At 65.2% G+C, this 14,808-nt stretch carries 14 protein-coding genes; 4 read left to right on the top strand and 10 right to left on the bottom strand.

Annotation, left to right across the window (positions count from 1 at the left end; translation table 11 throughout):
• The first annotated feature begins 28 nt into the window (after window positions 1–28).
• Complete coding sequence (locus EYS21_RS08050; protein WP_131132674.1) at window positions 29–499, top strand: NUDIX domain-containing protein; 471 nt, start codon at window positions 29–31, stop codon at window positions 497–499.
• Window positions 500–598: 99 nt separating this feature from the next.
• Here the strand turns inward: EYS21_RS08050 and EYS21_RS08045 are convergent, their stop codons facing one another.
• The 5 genes from EYS21_RS08045 to EYS21_RS08025 all read right to left on the bottom strand — a co-directional run bounded on the left by EYS21_RS08045 (window position 599) and on the right by EYS21_RS08025 (window position 5,934).
• Complete coding sequence (locus EYS21_RS08045; RefSeq protein WP_131132673.1) at window positions 599–2,311, bottom strand: MDR family MFS transporter; 1,713 nt, start codon at window positions 2,309–2,311, stop codon at window positions 599–601.
• Window positions 2,308–2,973 carry a TetR/AcrR family transcriptional regulator gene (locus EYS21_RS08040; RefSeq protein ID WP_131132672.1) on the bottom strand — a complete coding sequence of 222 codons (666 nt, stop codon included), beginning with the start codon at window positions 2,971–2,973 and terminating at the stop codon, window positions 2,308–2,310. Before EYS21_RS08040 ends, EYS21_RS08045 begins: the two co-directional genes overlap by 4 nt.
• A 158-nt stretch (window positions 2,974–3,131) precedes the next feature.
• Window positions 3,132–4,553: a class II fumarate hydratase gene (locus EYS21_RS08035; RefSeq protein ID WP_131132671.1), complete on the bottom strand. Its 1,422-nt coding sequence runs from the start codon at window positions 4,551–4,553 to the stop codon at window positions 3,132–3,134.
• A gap of 76 nt (window positions 4,554–4,629) precedes the next feature.
• Window positions 4,630–5,244 carry a carbonic anhydrase gene (locus tag EYS21_RS08030; RefSeq protein WP_131132670.1) on the bottom strand — a complete coding sequence of 205 codons (615 nt, stop codon included), beginning with the start codon at window positions 5,242–5,244 and terminating at the stop codon, window positions 4,630–4,632.
• A 9-nt stretch (window positions 5,245–5,253) separates the two neighbouring features.
• Window positions 5,254–5,934, bottom strand: coding sequence for a DUF4245 domain-containing protein (locus EYS21_RS08025; RefSeq protein WP_131132876.1), 681 nt, complete (start codon window positions 5,932–5,934; stop codon window positions 5,254–5,256).
• A 229-nt stretch (window positions 5,935–6,163) separates the two neighbouring features.
• Between EYS21_RS08025 and glpX the strand changes: the two genes are divergently transcribed.
• The gene (gene glpX, locus EYS21_RS08020; RefSeq protein WP_181037131.1) at window positions 6,164–7,186 is read left to right on the top strand and encodes a class II fructose-bisphosphatase; all 1,023 of its coding nucleotides are present in this window, start codon (window positions 6,164–6,166) and stop codon (window positions 7,184–7,186) included.
• A gap of 308 nt (window positions 7,187–7,494) precedes the next feature.
• Window positions 7,495–8,292, top strand: coding sequence for a hypothetical protein (locus EYS21_RS08015; protein ID WP_242633335.1), 798 nt, complete (start codon window positions 7,495–7,497; stop codon window positions 8,290–8,292).
• A gap of 27 nt (window positions 8,293–8,319) precedes the next feature.
• Here the strand turns inward: EYS21_RS08015 and EYS21_RS08010 are convergent, their stop codons facing one another.
• The 5 genes from EYS21_RS08010 to EYS21_RS07990 all read right to left on the bottom strand — a co-directional run bounded on the left by EYS21_RS08010 (window position 8,320) and on the right by EYS21_RS07990 (window position 14,044).
• Window positions 8,320–9,288, bottom strand: a complete 969-nt coding sequence (locus tag EYS21_RS08010; protein WP_131132668.1) for a peptidoglycan bridge formation glycyltransferase FemA/FemB family protein — start codon at window positions 9,286–9,288, stop codon at window positions 8,320–8,322.
• A gap of 3 nt (window positions 9,289–9,291) precedes the next feature.
• Window positions 9,292–10,542, bottom strand: coding sequence for a mannose-6-phosphate isomerase, class I (manA, locus tag EYS21_RS08005; protein WP_131132667.1), 1,251 nt, complete (start codon window positions 10,540–10,542; stop codon window positions 9,292–9,294).
• A 63-nt stretch (window positions 10,543–10,605) separates the two neighbouring features.
• Window positions 10,606–12,255 carry an LCP family protein gene (locus EYS21_RS08000; RefSeq protein WP_131132666.1) on the bottom strand — a complete coding sequence of 550 codons (1,650 nt, stop codon included), beginning with the start codon at window positions 12,253–12,255 and terminating at the stop codon, window positions 10,606–10,608.
• Between the two features lie 11 nt (window positions 12,256–12,266).
• Window positions 12,267–12,851 (bottom strand): 5-(carboxyamino)imidazole ribonucleotide mutase, encoded by a 585-nt coding sequence (gene purE / locus EYS21_RS07995; protein ID WP_131132665.1) that lies wholly within the window; start codon window positions 12,849–12,851, stop codon window positions 12,267–12,269.
• Window positions 12,848–14,044, bottom strand: coding sequence for a 5-(carboxyamino)imidazole ribonucleotide synthase (locus tag EYS21_RS07990; protein ID WP_131132664.1), 1,197 nt, complete (start codon window positions 14,042–14,044; stop codon window positions 12,848–12,850). The genes purE and EYS21_RS07990 overlap by 4 nt, the downstream gene beginning before the upstream one ends.
• A 172-nt stretch (window positions 14,045–14,216) precedes the next feature.
• Here EYS21_RS07990 and EYS21_RS07985 point away from each other — a divergent pair, with 172 nt between their 5' ends.
• Entirely contained in the window at window positions 14,217–14,795 is a 579-nt protein-coding gene (locus EYS21_RS07985; protein WP_131132663.1) for a GtrA family protein, read from the top strand.
• Window positions 14,796–14,808: the final 13 nt, after the last annotated feature.

Raw genomic sequence — 14,808 nt, 5'->3', positions numbered from 1 at the left:
CGCCGCCGTCAGCCGATAGGCTGGAAAAATGCCTGCTCCTGACTACATACTCAAGCTCCGCGAGAAAATCGGCCATGACCCGCTGTGGCTGCCCGGCGTCCGCGGAGTGGTCCTTGACGATTCCGGCCGTGTTCTCCTGGGGCGCCGTGTCGACAACGGCCACTGGGCACTCGTCAGCGGCATGCTCGACCCCGGCGAAGAGCCGGCCCGGGGACTTGTCCGTGAAATCTTCGAGGAAACCGCAGTGGTGGCGGAGGCTGAACGGGTTGTCTCGGTGGGCACGGTCGGACCGTTCACCTATCCCAACGGTGACGTCTGCGAATTCCTGGACGTGGTGTTCCGCTGCCGCTACGTCTCAGGCACGGCACGCGTCAACGACGACGAGTCGCTGGAGGTCGGATGGTTCAGCCTGGACGGCCTGCCGGAACTCATGCCGGGTCATCTCACAAGCATCCGCCGTGCTTTGTCCCCGGAGGAGGCGGCCCACTTCGAGCCGTGACCGGAAACAGCAGTTCGGCGACATGCCGCAGGGGCACCGCAACCCCCAAGATTGCGGCGCCCCTGCAGGCTTTTTTGGCTTACTGCCGTACGACGGCGGTCAGCGGCGCGGGGAGGCCAGCTCGCCGTCGTCGTCCTTGATGCCGCCGGTGACCGCGTCCCCGGCTCCCGCCCGCGCGTTGCTGCCGGCCGTTTCGGCGTGCAGCAGGGCAAGGTGCTCGGCTTCGAGGCGTTCGGCCTCTTCGCCGCCGACAGCCTCGCCGCGGGCCACCATTCCGGCGGTGTCCGAGAGCGGGATCTGCTTCAGGGTGAGGGCCAGGACCAGCGCGATGGCCAGGAACGGCACCAGGTACCAGAAGACCGGGGCCAGGGAATTTGCGTAGGCGTTCACGATCGCGTCCCGCAGCTGCTCCGGGAGTTGGCTCAGGGCCTGTGGGTCCAGGGTGCTGGTGGACTGCGCCGCCTGCTCGGTGGACGCCCCGGCGCCGGTGAACGCGCTGGTCAGCGATTCTGAGAGCCGGTTGGTGAAGATCGCGCCGAAGACTGCCACGCCCAGGGACGCGCCGACTTCGCGGAAGTAGTTGTTGGTGCTGGTGGCGGTGCCGATCTGGTCGGCCGGAACCGAGTTCTGCACCACGAGGACGATGACCTGCATGATTGATCCCAGTCCTGCGCCGAACACGAACAGCTGGACGCAGATGACCCAGATGGGCGTTTCCGCGGTCAGGGTGGTCAGCCACAGCATGGCCGCGATCGTCAGGGAGGCGCCGAGGATGGGGAACATCTTGTACTTGCCGGTCTTGGAGATCCGGATTCCCGAATAGATGGCCATCCCCATCAGGCCCACCATCATGGGCAGCATCAGAAGCCCGGATTCGGCGGCTGAGGTCCCGGAGGACATCTGCAGGAACGTGGGGACGAAGGCGATGGCAGCGAACATGCCCAGACCGAGGGTGAACCCGATGGCGGTGGCGTTGATGAAGATCCGGTTCCTGAAGAGGCTGAGCGGGATGATGGGGTCTTCCGCGCGGCGTTCCACCATCACAAAGGCTGCAGCCGCGACCAGCAGTCCGGCGCCGAAGGCCCAGGTAAGGGGTGAGTCCCAGCCCTGGTCTTTTTTGCCGCCGAAGTCGGTGAAGAAGATCAGGCAGGTGGTGGCGGCGGAGAGCAGCAGCACGCCCAGGATGTCGATCCGTTTTTCGGCCTTTTTGTTCGGCAGGGTCAGCGTGAACCAGGCGATGGTGAACGCGGCAATGCCGATGGGGATGTTGATGTAGAAGGCCCATTCCCAGGTCAGGTGGTCTACGAAGAATCCGCCGAGCAGGGGACCGGCCACTGCGGAGAGGCCGAAGATGGCGCCGAGGGGACCCATGTACTTGCCACGGTCCTTGGCGGGAACGATGTCGGCGATGATGGCCTGCGAGAGGATCATCAGTCCGCCGCCGCCCAGGCCCTGGATGGCGCGGAAGATCACGAAGCCCCAGAAATCGGTGGCGAACGCGCAGCCCACCGAGGCGAGCGTAAACAGGGCGATGGCCACCAGGAAGAGGTTGCGGCGGCCCAGGATGTCACCGAATTTGCCGTAGATGGGCATCACGATGGTGGTGGCCAGGAGGTAGGCCGTGGTGATCCAGGCCTGGTGCTCCACGCCGCCGAGCTTGCCCACGATGGTGGGCATGGCGGTGGAGACGATGGTCTGGTCAAGGCTCGAAAGCAGCATTCCGGCAATGAGCGCCGAAAAGATGATCCAGATGCGTTTCTGGGTCAGCAGCAGCGGTCCGGCTGCTGCTTTGGGGCTGGCGGTGGTGCTCATGGTTGTCCTTCTGCGGGTACTGGTTCTTGGAGCGGCTGGGAGAAGAGTTGGCTGGCAGCGGAGATGTTCTCCATCAGCAACTCGGCGTAGGGGCGGGTGTTGCCTTCGGAGAAGTAGGCCATGCTGCTTTTCCGGGCGATGGTGCCCAGCAGCACGACGGCCATCTGGACCACAGGGTGGTCAGCTGCGACGCCCTCGCGCAACGCAACGTCGCGGGCGAACTGCGCTTCACGCTGTTCGGTCACGCCGATGATCCGAAGGATCAGCTGGGGTTCCTTTTTGACCACGCCGATCAGCTGGCGGGTTTCCTCTTCGGATGCTGCCATGTGTTCGGAAAGCCTCAGGGACAGCCTGACGAGGTCCTGGAACAGGGTGGGGGAGATTTCCCCGGGCGGTGATGCCTTGCCGCCGGCGACGAATTCCTCGAGGACGTCTGCGGGGATGTCATCGTCAATGTGGCCGAGGATGGCGTCTTCCTTGGTCGGGAAGTAGTTGAAGAACGTGCGGCGGGAGATATCGGCACGCTCGCAGACTTCCTCCACGGTGTAGCCGTTGAGGCCGCGTTCGGCGGTCAGGGTCCGCGCGGCGGCGGTGATGGCCGCGCGGGTGGCGGCGCGTTTGCGCTCACGGAGACCGCCTTCAATTACTGCACTATCATTCACAAAGTAAAGTTTTGCACTGAATCTAAATTAGTGCAAGTTTACCTGTGGCTGGGAACTGCGCGAACGTACACTTGGCGCCCTTGCTGCTAACGACTGCCTTAACGCCAAACGGCCGCCCACCTTCGTGATGAAGGTGGGCGGCCGCCGTCGTGCTTTATCTAGGCCTTGTGCGGCGGGCGCGTCATGGACATAACGTCCAGTGCGGTGTCCAGCTGCTCTTCGGTGACCTCGCCGCGTTCCAGGAAGCCCATGGCGATGACGGTCTCACGGATGGTGAGGCCCTCGGCGACGGCCTTCTTGGCGATCTTCGCGGCGTTTTCGTAGCCGATGTACTTGTTCAGCGGGGTGACGATGGACGGCGATGCTTCGGCGAGGAAGCGGGCGCGCTCCACGTTCGCGGTGATGCCGTCGATCATCTTGTCCGCCATGACGCGGCTGGTGTTGGCCAGCAGGCGGACGGACTCGAGCAGGTTGGCGGCCATCACCGGGATGCCGACGTTCAGCTCGAAGGCGCCGTTGGTGCCCGACCATGCGATGGCGGTGTCGTTGCCGATGACCTGCGCGCACACCATGATGGAGGCCTCACAGATGACGGGGTTGACCTTGCCCGGCATGATCGACGAGCCCGGCTGCAGGTCCGGGATCGCGATTTCACCCAGGCCCGTGTTGGGGCCGGAGCCCATCCAGCGGAGGTCGTTGTTGATCTTCATGAAGGAGATCGCGATGTTGCGCAGCTGGCTGGACGCTTCGATCAGGCCGTCGCGGTTGGCCTGGGCCTCGAAGTGGTCACGGGCTTCAGTCAGCGGCAGGCCGGTGTCGGTGGCAAGCAGTTCGATGACGCGCTCCGGGAACCCGGCGGGGGTGTTGATGCCGGTGCCCACAGCCGTGCCGCCGAGGGGAACTTCAGCAACGCGGGGGAGTGAGGCGTTGATGCGCTCAATGCCGTAGCGGACCTGGGCGGCGTAGCCGCCAAACTCCTGGCCGAGTGTGACCGGAGTGGCGTCCATGAGGTGCGTGCGGCCGGACTTGACCACGTCTTTGAACTCGACGGCCTTGCGCTCCAGGGACTCGGCCAGGTAGCCGAGGGCCGGGATGAGGTCGTTGATCAGGGCCGAGGTGGCTGCGACGTGGACCGAGGTGGGGAAGACGTCGTTGGAGGACTGGGAGGCGTTGACGTGGTCGTTCGGGTGCACCACCTTGTCGCTGCCTGCCGCCCTGAGCGCGCGGGTGGCGAGTTCGGCGATGACCTCGTTGGTGTTCATGTTCGAGGACGTGCCGGAGCCGGTCTGGAAAACGTCGATGGGGAAGTCGCCGTCGTACTTGCCTGCAGCTACCTCATCGGCGGCATCCGCGATGGCCTTGGCGAGCTCGCCGTCGAGCACTCCAAGTTCCGCGTTGGCCTGGGCGGCTGCCTTCTTGACCCGGGCGAGGGCTTCGATGTGGGCGCGTTCCAGGGTTTTGCCGGAGATCGGGAAGTTTTCAACTGCACGCTGCGTCTGTGCACGGTACAGGGCGTTCACGGGGACGCGGACTTCGCCCATCGTGTCATGTTCAATGCGGAATTCTTCAGTGGAAGTCATGGGGCTAGCTTAGGGCGATTGGCCGCCGGGGCTAAAACCGTGAACCGCATGCTACGGGTGCTGCTCCGGGCCGGGCCTAAACCTCGCCGATGCCGGAAACCACGTTCGCGCGGCCCTCCGCCAGGCTGTAGGAGAGGCCGATCACGGCGGCACGGCCGTCCTCGATTGCGGCGGAAATCACACGCGAGCTGTCCACCAGGCGCTGGGACGTCTGCTTGACGTGCTCCACCACCATGTCGTTGACCTCGTGCTGGTTATTCCGGATGGACGTCAGGACCGAGGGGGTGATCCGTTCAACCAGGTCCCGGATGAAGCCGGCCGGCATCTGCCCGGTTTCGACGGCGGTCTTGGTGGCGCTGACGGCGCCGCAGCTGTCGTGCCCGAGGACCACGATCAGCGGTACCCCCAGCACACCCACGCTGTACTCGAGCGAGCCGAGGACGGCGTCGTCGATCACCTGGCCGGCGGTACGCACCACAAAGGCGTCCCCCAGTCCCAGGTCGAAGATGATCTCTGCGGCGAGCCGTGAGTCCGAGCAGCCGAAGATCACGGCGAACGGGTGCTGGTTCTCCACGAGCGAGGACCGGCGGGACGCGTCCTGGTTCGGGTGCGAGGATTCGCCGGCGACGAAGCGTTCGTTGCCTTCGCGCATGCGGCGCCAGGCAAGGGCAGGAGTCAGGTAAGTAGCCACGGGGTTACTTTACGGCGAAGGTGTGGCCGACGGTGAAACTGTGGCGGCCGGGTTACTTTCCAGTGACTTCACGACGGCGTCCGCCAGTACCGCGAACTCGTCCAGTTTGGCGGGCCCGGAGAGGATGACGGTGGTGCCCCGGTAGTTCAGCACCATGCTCCGGTTGCCCTTGCCAGAATCCCGAAGCTCCCATTCCTGACCTCCCGCATTGCGGGATCCCGTGACGGGTGCGTTTCCTGTCTCCTGGAGGAGCCAGGTGGGATTGGCCAGCCGGGTCTGGACCAGTCCGATGAAGGAGTCGTTGGGTGTGAGGTAACCCACTTCCCAGGTGGGGACGCCGGTGCCGCTGCCCGACTCCCATCGGGCGTAGTTGGACGTGAATGTGTCGCCGGTCTCCGGCGCGACGGGTGTGAATCCTGCCACATCCGTGGCGTTCCGGGCCACAGCGCTCACATCGATGTCCGGCCGGAAGCCTTCACTTTTCGGGAACGGGTTCATCAGGACGATCGGCAGGAAGGCCGCGATGCTGACGACCAGGGCAATGATCATGCCCATGACCGATGCGTTGGCGCGTTTGGCCGCTGCCGCCGGGATTACGGGCTTCACGGGCTGCTGCTCCGCGGCATCCGGGGCCTGGCCTGCGCTCCCGGAACCGGAAGCGTCCTGGCCCGGGCTGGTCTTTTCCTGCATATCACTCACCCCTCTATAGTCGCCCATGCAGGCCTCCAACTCACACTCGGGGCGGCAGCGAAGGCTGCCCCCGTTCCGTCCTGCACATTGCGGGCCCGCGTCATGCCATGCCGGGAGGGCGGCGCCGCGACTATGATCGGAAGCAGAGGAATCACCGTATCCGCCTCAAGCGGTGGAACGGGTCCAATGATCGCCACTCGAAGAAGAGGTTCACGTGTCACCAGCGCCTATGACCCAGCAGTACTCCACGATTTCGCCGTCCCTGGCTGTGGGGATCGACGAGCCTGACCGCAACCTTGCCCTTGAACTTGTTCGCGTCACCGAGGCAGCGGCCATCGCCGGTGGCCACTGGGTTGGCTTCGGCGACAAGAACAAGGCCGACGGCGCTGCCGTTGACGCCATGCGCTCCTTCCTTCACACGGTCCACTTCAACGGCGTTGTGGTTATCGGCGAAGGCGAAAAAGACGAAGCCCCGATGCTGTTCAACGGCGAGCACGTAGGCGACGGCACCGGCCCGGAATGCGACGTCGCAGTCGACCCCATCGACGGTACCCGCCTGACTGCACTCGGCATCAACAACGCCCTCGCGGTCCTGGCCGTGGCCGAACGCGGCTCAATGTTCGACCCCTCCGCCGTGTTCTACATGGAGAAACTGGTCACCGGACCCGAAGCCGCCGACATGGTTGACCTGCGTTTACCGGTCAAGCAGAACCTGCACCTCATCGCCAAGGCGAAGGGCGTGAAGGTCAACCAGCTCAACGTCATGATCCTTGACCGTGACCGCCACCGCCCGCTGGTCGAAGAAATCCGCGAAGCCGGTGCGCGCACCAAGTTCATCATGGACGGCGACGTCGCGGGCGCCATCGCCGCGGCCCGCTCCGGAACCGGCGTTGACGCCCTCATGGGCATCGGCGGCACCCCCGAAGGCATCGTGGCCGCCTGTGCCATCAAGTCTTTGGGCGGCGTTATCCAGGGCCGCCTGTGGCCCACCTCGGATGATGAGAAGCAGAAGGCCATCGACGCCGGACACGACCTGGACCGCGTGCTGTCCACCAACGACCTGGTGTCCAGTGACAACTGCTACTTCGCGGCTACGGGCATCACCGACGGCGACCTCCTCAAGGGCGTCCGCTACTCCAAGGACAAGGTACTCACCCAGTCCATCGTGATGCGCTCCAAGTCCGGCACCATCCGCTTTGTTGACGGCGAGCACCAGGCCAGCAAGTGGGAAGGCTACGCCCGCAAGAACTAGGTTCTTCGCGCCGCGCCGCTCCGAGGACGCGCGAACTGGCAGCTAATACGCTCAAATCCCCGATTTGGCGGCATTAGCTGCCAGTTCGCGTTTAAGGAACCAAATCATCCTGTGGATAACTGAAACCGGCAGTCCAGAACGGTCCACACTAGAGCATGTCCCGGATTCCGATGCCTCCCCAGCTCCCACCTGGATCATTTCTTGTTGTCGATGCGGATGCCCTCGGCCTCAGCCGGAGACAGTTGAGCCGCGCCGGCATATTCACGCCATCGCGCGGCATCAGAGTACCGCTTCACGGCACCGGGAGTGTGGCAGAAAACGTCCGGGCCTACACCCGGCTCGACCCAAGGTGTGTCCTGACGCATTGCAGCGCTGCGCGGATCTGCGGTATCTGCCTGCCCGCATGGTTGGAGCAGGACTGGAAGATCCACATAGCCCGCCCCTCCGACGGCTGTAAGCCGCGCCGCCGGAATGTTGTGGGACACCAGTTATCGTTCAAGCCCGGTGAGGTCATATCGTTCGACGGCGTTCGGCTCACCTCGCCTGCCCGTACGTGGCTCGACCTTGCTGCGCGTCTCAGTCTCAGCGAGCTTGTTGCGGCTGGTGACTCCATCGTTGTCAGCCACGGCGATGAGTTCCCAGTGCCGCGGAAACCGCTGGCAACAGTCGCCGACCTGAAAGAAATCGTAGGCCAACACCCGGGAATGCGCGGAGTGAAGATCGCCCGGCTGGCCCTTGACCTGATCCGGGTTGGGTCGGACTCCGCACCCGAGACTATGATGCGGCTGGCACTGGTGCAGGCAGGGCTTCCCGAACCGGCACTGAATGTTGTGCTCCGCAACGGACTGGGCCACCCCGTCGTCTGGCCCGACGCAGCCTACCCGGACCAGCGATTGTCCCTTCAGTACGACGGCGCCCACCATGGTGATCCCGACCAGTACCGGCGCGACATCAAGCGGCAGAGCCTGACAGAAAGTCTGGGCTGGCGGGAGCTTCGCGTGCAGCAGGGTGATCTGGAGGGGGAGCGGCCGTTCGTCGTCGAAAAGGTCAGAGCAGTGCTGAGCAGTTCTTCCAGCCGAGCCCTCTGCGAACGAACCGGCAGCTGATGACGCCAAACAGCGATTTTGAGGGTCTTATCTGCCAGTTCGCGCGGAGGGGGAGCGGAGGGGCCGGAGCTTGTCGCGCAGCCGCCGCGCCACCTGGTAGGCGTTGTACCGGAGCTTCTTCACCGGGAGGTCCCAGGCGCCGGGGTACGCGATTTCGCGGCCGCCGAACGACTTCTTGAATGCCGTGAAGCCAGCCCACTTGTGGTCGGGCTGGTCAGCCGGTGCCACGCCCCACAGGTCCACATGCTTCAGGCCACGCTCCTTGGCGTCGGCCATCAGCGTCACCAGGAGCGGAATGCCCGCGCTCAGCTTCCGGTGGGCGTCGTCCAGGGCCGCGTGGGCGTAAGTCCGGGTGTCCGCGGAGTCGTAGGCGAGGGCCGCGGCGATGGGCTCGCCGTGCAGTTCCGCTATGAACAGGGTGGCAGCGCCTGCCGGCATCAGTGAGGCAGCCACACGGGTCAGGTAGTCGTCGCTCTGCGGCTTGAATCCGTTCCGCCGGGCCGTCATGTGAAGGAAGTCCAGCAGGATGCCGATGTCCTCCGGGTCCTGCGACGACCGGAAGGTGACACCCTTTTTGTGGATGTTCCGGTGGAGGTTCCGGTTGACGGGCTTCATGGCGGCCAGAACGTCCTTGAAGTCGCCCTCCAGGTCCACGATCCAGCTCAGCTCTGGTTGCGGGTTGCTCGGTGCCGGCTGCAGGCCACGGCGCCGGAGGTCGTCCGCGGCAGAAGGAAGGTCGAGCCCGGCAGCCACCGGTTCGATCCGGACAAACACAGCACCGCAGGACCGGGCCAGTTCCACGAGGGCGGCCAGGGCGGCGTCGAACGCGCCAGGGGAAGAAGCCACCGGGCCGTAAGGCGCGTAGAGCACCTTGCCGGCGGGGTTTGTCTCTTCAACTGCCAGGAAGCTCCAGCCGGGGCCGGACTGCTGATGGACTGCGCGGCCCAGGGATGACTGGACGTCCGCCCACGCGGGCGTCTGGAGGAAATACTCCACCGGTCAGGCCCTCATCGACGTGGTGACGGCGAACGCCACCGCGGGTGCTTCCGCCCCGGAGACCGGGTGGACGTTGACGGGAGCCTCGGCGGCAGCCAGGAAGGCGCTGCCACCCCGGCCCAGCTGCAGGTCACCCTTGGGTGAGTCCAGGTACACGGACCCCGCGACCACGATTACCACGGCTGCGCCGGACTGGGCGAGCGGGACGGGCGACGCCCCCGGGGCCAGCTCGATCCGCTGCAGCTGGAATTCCCGGAACGGCGGCTGGTAGAGCTCCTGGCCGAGGCCGGAAATTTCGGGGGCCAGCATCGGCACGTCCACCGGCTTGAACTCGATGGTGCGCAGGAGTTCGGGGACGTCGATGAACTTGGGGGTCAGCCCGCCGCGGAGCACGTTGTCGGACGAAGCCATGACCTCCACGCCCAAGCCATGCAGGTAGGCGTGCACGTTGCCGGCAGGCAGGTACACCGCTTCACCCGGAGCCAGCGAAATCCGGTTCAGCAGCAGCGAAATCAGCACGCCGGGATCGCCAGGGTACTTCTCATTGAGGCTGATCACCGTCGACAGCTCGGACCGGTACGGCTCAAGGGCGGCGCCGGAGACGAGCACGCCCGCCACCAGCGCAGTGGCCTCGGCAACGGCGGGCCCGCCCGGGATCAGCCGCTCGAAGGCCCTCCGGAGCCCGGCGCCCTCGTCAGCCTCACCGAGGTCGGCAAGGAGTTCGGTGAGCAGCGGCGGACGGTCGGCCTCGACGGCGTCGAAGGCGGCTGCCAGGTGGAGCAGGATGCCGCGCGTTTCAGCCGCAGGCCGGAAGCCGCACAGCGCTTCAAAGGGCGTGAGGGCAAAGATCATTTCAGGCTTGTGGTTGTCATCGCGGTAGTTCCGGTTGGCCGCGTCCGCCGCGACACCTTCACCATTTTCGCGGGCGAATCCGGCCCGAGCCTGCTCGAGGCTGGGGTGGACCTGGAGCGAAAGCGGCTGGGCTGCCGCGAGGATCTTGGTGAGGAACGGAAGCCGCGGTCCAAAACCGGCCACCGATTCAGGGCCGAGGAAATGCTCGGGATCGCCGGCAATCAGCTGGTCCAGCGGCACCATGGAGCCGTCAGGCAGCCGTGCGACGGAGGGGGAGTCCGGGTGCGCGCCAATCCAAAGTTCGGCTTCCGGGCTGCCGGATTCGGGGCGGCCCAGGAGCCCTGCGATCGCCGTCGTGGATCCCCAGGCATAATCGCGGAGGACATTCTCAATTTCGTACACAGCGGGTGTCCATTTCTTGGTCTTCAGGTATACGGGGGCGTGCGGTCGAAGGGGAGCTGCCGCTTATAACGGTGCGCACAGCCCGTTCGAGGCGACCAGCTCACGGAGCGCCTGCTCGTTGCCTTCCCTCTTGAGCTGGTTCAGCATCGCCTCGGTGATCGGTTCGCCGTCGGGGGTGGTGGTCACCGGGGTGAAGTCCGACGACGGCGGCGTGGGCTGCTGTGCCAGGGCGCCGCCAGCTGCCAGCAGAGTGGGCTGCTGCAGGCCGGATGCCTGCAGCCGGCCGCCTGCCGCGGGGGACTGCACGATGCCGTCAATGGGCGCGGCGGCCTGAGGCTCCGACGCGGAGGCGAGCAGCTGGTCCACCTTGTCATGGATGACGTCGAAGTCGGGCACGGTGGAGAAGGACGCGTCAAAATCGGGGGGCCCGATGGTGAGCCGCTTGACCTCCTTGCCTTTGGCCTTCATCGCGAGGTCCACAAAACTTCCCAGCTGGGAGGACGAGATGTTTGAGTCCACCACCTTGGTGCCTGCACTGGCGATGTCCTCGAACTTGGACAGCAGAGTGGCCGGGTCGAGCTGCTTCAGCATGGCCTGCTGGACGCATTGCTGGCGCTGGATGCGGGCGTAATCGTCGACGAATTCGCGGGAGCGTCCGTACCAGAGGGCGTGGTAGCCGTTCAGGTGCAGTTCGCCGGCAGGGAGCCAGCCAAGCGGCATGCCGTGGATGCCGTTGGCCTCGTCGATCATGTCGCCGCTCATGGGCACCCAGCCGCCGGCCTTGATCCTGATACCGCCCATGGCATCGATCAGCTTGGCGAAGCCGTCCATGTCCACCAGGACGTAGGCCTGGACGGTGATGCCGAGTGTGCCCGAGACGGCTTCAAGAGTGGCCTGGGCGCCGGGATCGGCCACGCCGGGGTAGAGGTCCGCGTGCTCGTTGGTGACCTCGGTGTTGATGGCGTTGATGAGGCATTCGTTGCCGCAGTCGTAGCCGTCCGGATAGATCTTGCGCATGGGCGAGCCCTCACTGAACTGGGCGTTCTGGAGGTTGCGCGGCACGGAGATGATGGCCGTTTGGCCAGTCTTGGCGTCGACGCTGAGCACGGAGAGGCTGTCAGGCCGCCGGCCGGTGCGGTCTTCGCCCGCGTCGCCGCCCATCATTAGGAAGTTATAGCGGCCCTCCACGGGATCGATGGCCGGGCCGGCCGAGAAAATGCTGCCGATCGCGTTGCGACCGACATTCAGCAGGTAGGCGGCATACCCCAGGGAGCCGCTGCTCAGGACCAGGGCAAGGACCAGGGCAATGCCGACGGCGGGACGCGCCCCCGGTGCCAGCAGCACCGGGCGGATCAGCCTCAGTGTGTTGACGAAGAGAAACGCCCACCCTAGGGCGAGGGCAACCAGTACCACAATGATCAGCAATGAGGCGAACGGATTCGTCATGATGTTGATGAGCAGCGACCGGTTGAGCACCAGCAGCAGGAGGGTGGCCACCAGCAACGCCCAGACGCATAGGGTGGCCCGCAGGGCGATGCGGCCGAGCTTCCGGTCACCGGCCACAATTTGGGCGCTGCCCGGCACCAGGAGGGTCATCAGCAGCAGGACAAAGGCCCGTTTGGTCCGCACCGGGGCCGAGGCACTGGACGGATACCGGACGGGATCAGTCATGACCGCGCCGGCTGAGGGCTGCTGCGTTTCGCTTCTGGACATCTTGCGGTGCCTTAGCGGCTGCCCCGGAGGACACCATTGCCGTCAGCGAAGACTTCGCTGACTTTCTGCCTGAGGTTGGCGCCCTTCCGGGTGGCAACGTCATTGAGCTCCTGGGCGAAATCCAGGAGGTCGGCCCGGAGTGAGGCGGCCAGTTCGTCCGTGCCCGATGCCAGGATGCGGACCGCCAGCAGGCCTGCGTTGCGGGCACCGGCGATGGAAACGGTGGCCACCGGGACGCCGGCCGGCATCTGGACGATGGACAGGAGCGAATCCATTCCGTCCAGGGTCTTCAGCGGGACCGGGACTCCGATGACAGGCAGGGGCGTCACGCTCGCGAGCATGCCCGGAAGGTGCGCAGCGCCCCCGGCGCCGGCAATGATGACCCGGAGTCCGCGTTCGTGGGCTGTCTGGCCGTAGCGGATCATTTCAGCTGGCATCCGGTGCGCGGACACCACGTCCGCTTCAAAAGGTATGCCGAATTCGGCCAGGGCGTCTGCCGCGGCTTCCATGACCGGCCAATCCGAGTCCGAGCCCATCACCAGGCCGACAATCGGACTGGTTTCGGTGGTGGTGTCTGGTGAAGTTTCAGTGCTCATGTGTTCTCCTCGGAAATCCGTGCTGATTCTTCGGCCGGAACCCGGCCGTTGCGGATGATGCCAGCCACCCTTGAGGCGCGCTGCCGGACCGAGTCCACTTCGTCAGTGGAGGCGCCCACCAGGTTGACGTGGCCAATCTTGCGCCCGGGCCGCACTGACTTGCCGTAGCAATGGACCTTCGCGGCGGGCTCGCTGGAGAGGGCGGCCGGATACGCGGAAAAGAGATCCTGGTTGTCTCCGCCCAGGATGTTCTTCATCACGACAACCGGCCCGAGGACGTCGGTGGCGCCCAGCGGGAGGTTCAGGACGGCCCGGAGGTGCTGTTCAAACTGGCTGGTGACAGAGCCGTCCTGGGTCCAGTGGCCGGTGTTGTGCGGCCGCATGGCCAGCTCGTTGATCAGGAATCCGGCACCGGTTCCCGGTGTTTCGAAAAGTTCCACGGCCATTACCCCCGTCACGCCCAGTTCGCCGGCGATCCGCAGGGCTGCGTCTTCGGCTGCCGCCGCTACCTCCACTGCGATATCCAGGGCGGGGGCGATGACTTCGTCTGCGACCCCGTCCACCTGAATCGTGTGGGCAACGGGCCAGGCCCGTGACTCGCCGTCAGGGGTGCGTGCCACCAGGGCCGAGAGCTCCCGGCTGAAGTCCACCTTGGCTTCGGCGAGGAGCGGGCTCATGGCTTCGAACCAGGGAGCTGTATCTGCGGCGTCCTCGGCGGAATCGACGATCCGCACACCCTTGCCGTCATAGCCTCCGCGGGGCATTTTGAGGACCACCGGCCAGCCGATCCGGTCGCCGAAGCTGACCAGGGCTGCCACATCCTGGACCGAGGCCCAGTCAGGGTTCGGCAGCTCCAGCCTTTCGATGGCTGCCCTCATCACCAGCTTGTCCTGCGCGTTGACCAGCGCGTCCGGACCCGGCTGGACGTTCACGCCCGCAGCCAGGAGCTCCCGGAGGTGGTCCGTCGGCACGTGTTCATGGTCGAACGTCATGACATCGAGGCCCTGCGCGAAGTCGAGGAGCGTCTGGAGATCCCGGTAGTCGCCCACCGGCGAGTTGGCAACGGCCGACACGGCGGAGACGTCCTCCGCCTCGGCCAGGACTCGGAGTTCAAAGCCTAGGGCGGTGGCGGCTGGGGCCATCATGCGCGCTAGCTGGCCGCCGCCAACCACGCCGATTACTGGAAAAGTCACAAGTGCCAGCCTACAGAAAAGCGCGCCGGATCCCGGCTTTCCGGCGCCACGGAGGCCGAATTTAGGGTAATTCGGCCCCCAGTTTCCCGGGGGCGGAGGCAGCTTGGGTGATTTCAGCGCTAAAATGGGCCTTTGGCCGTGTGGCCCACAGTTCTGACGGCCATGGAGGGTCATGTACAACGCACTTGCAGATCGTATCCGGGGGCTCGCCTCGCTTTTTTGGCGTGAGGTAGCCAAGTTCGGAGCTGTCGGCGGTGCTGCCTTCGTCATTGATAACGGACTGACGTATTACCTGATGCACGGCCCGATGACCGACAGTGAAGCCAAAGCGCGCTTCGTCGGCGCGAGCATCGCGACGATTTTCTCCTGGATCGCCAACCGGATGTGGACGTTCCGGCATCGGCGGCAGGCCAACGTTCTCCGCGAGTTCCTGATGTTCGTTCTCATCAACGGCATTGGGATTGGGATCTCCACAGGATTCACTGCCCTGGCCAAGTACTCGTTCAACGTGACGGACAAGAACATGCTTTTCGCCGCCGGAGTTGTGGGGATTTTGGTAGCGACGGTGGTCCGCTTCTTCGCCTACCGGTTCCTTGTGTTCAATGAAGAACTGGACCAGGAGCCGGAGTTCTCCCACGACCACGAGCTCATCGAGCGGCACCATCACGAGAAGGCCGCCGCTGCTGCTGCAGCTGCCCAGCGTGGGGAACAACTGGACAAGGACACCTCGGAAACCCCCCGGCAGCCCTAGCCTCCAGTCTTCC

The sequence above is a fragment of the Arthrobacter sp. S39 genome, from assembly GCF_004320525.1.
Classification (GTDB): domain Bacteria; phylum Actinomycetota; class Actinomycetes; order Actinomycetales; family Micrococcaceae; genus Arthrobacter.
The sequence above is the reverse complement of the archived record's forward strand: the minus strand, read 5'-3'. Positions and strand labels throughout refer to the sequence as shown.

What these genes read in the sequence shown, in the direction of transcription:
- EYS21_RS08050 (WP_131132674.1), top strand. Translation starts at nt 29, where the DNA reads ATGCCTGCTCCTGACTACATACTCAAGCTCCGCGAGAAAATCGGCCAT.
- EYS21_RS08045 (WP_131132673.1), bottom strand. Translation starts at nt 2,311, where the DNA reads ATGAGCACCACCGCCAGCCCCAAAGCAGCAGCCGGACCGCTGCTGCTG.
- EYS21_RS08035 (WP_131132671.1), bottom strand. Translation starts at nt 4,553, where the DNA reads ATGACTTCCACTGAAGAATTCCGCATTGAACATGACACGATGGGCGAA.
- EYS21_RS08025 (WP_131132876.1), bottom strand. Translation starts at nt 5,934, where the DNA reads ATGCAGGAAAAGACCAGCCCGGGCCAGGACGCTTCCGGTTCCGGGAGC.
- glpX (WP_181037131.1), top strand. Translation starts at nt 6,164, where the DNA reads ATGACCCAGCAGTACTCCACGATTTCGCCGTCCCTGGCTGTGGGGATC.
- EYS21_RS08000 (WP_131132666.1), bottom strand. Translation starts at nt 12,255, where the DNA reads ATGTCCAGAAGCGAAACGCAGCAGCCCTCAGCCGGCGCGGTCATGACT.
- purE (WP_131132665.1), bottom strand. Translation starts at nt 12,851, where the DNA reads ATGAGCACTGAAACTTCACCAGACACCACCACCGAAACCAGTCCGATT.
- EYS21_RS07985 (WP_131132663.1), top strand. Translation starts at nt 14,217, where the DNA reads ATGTACAACGCACTTGCAGATCGTATCCGGGGGCTCGCCTCGCTTTTT.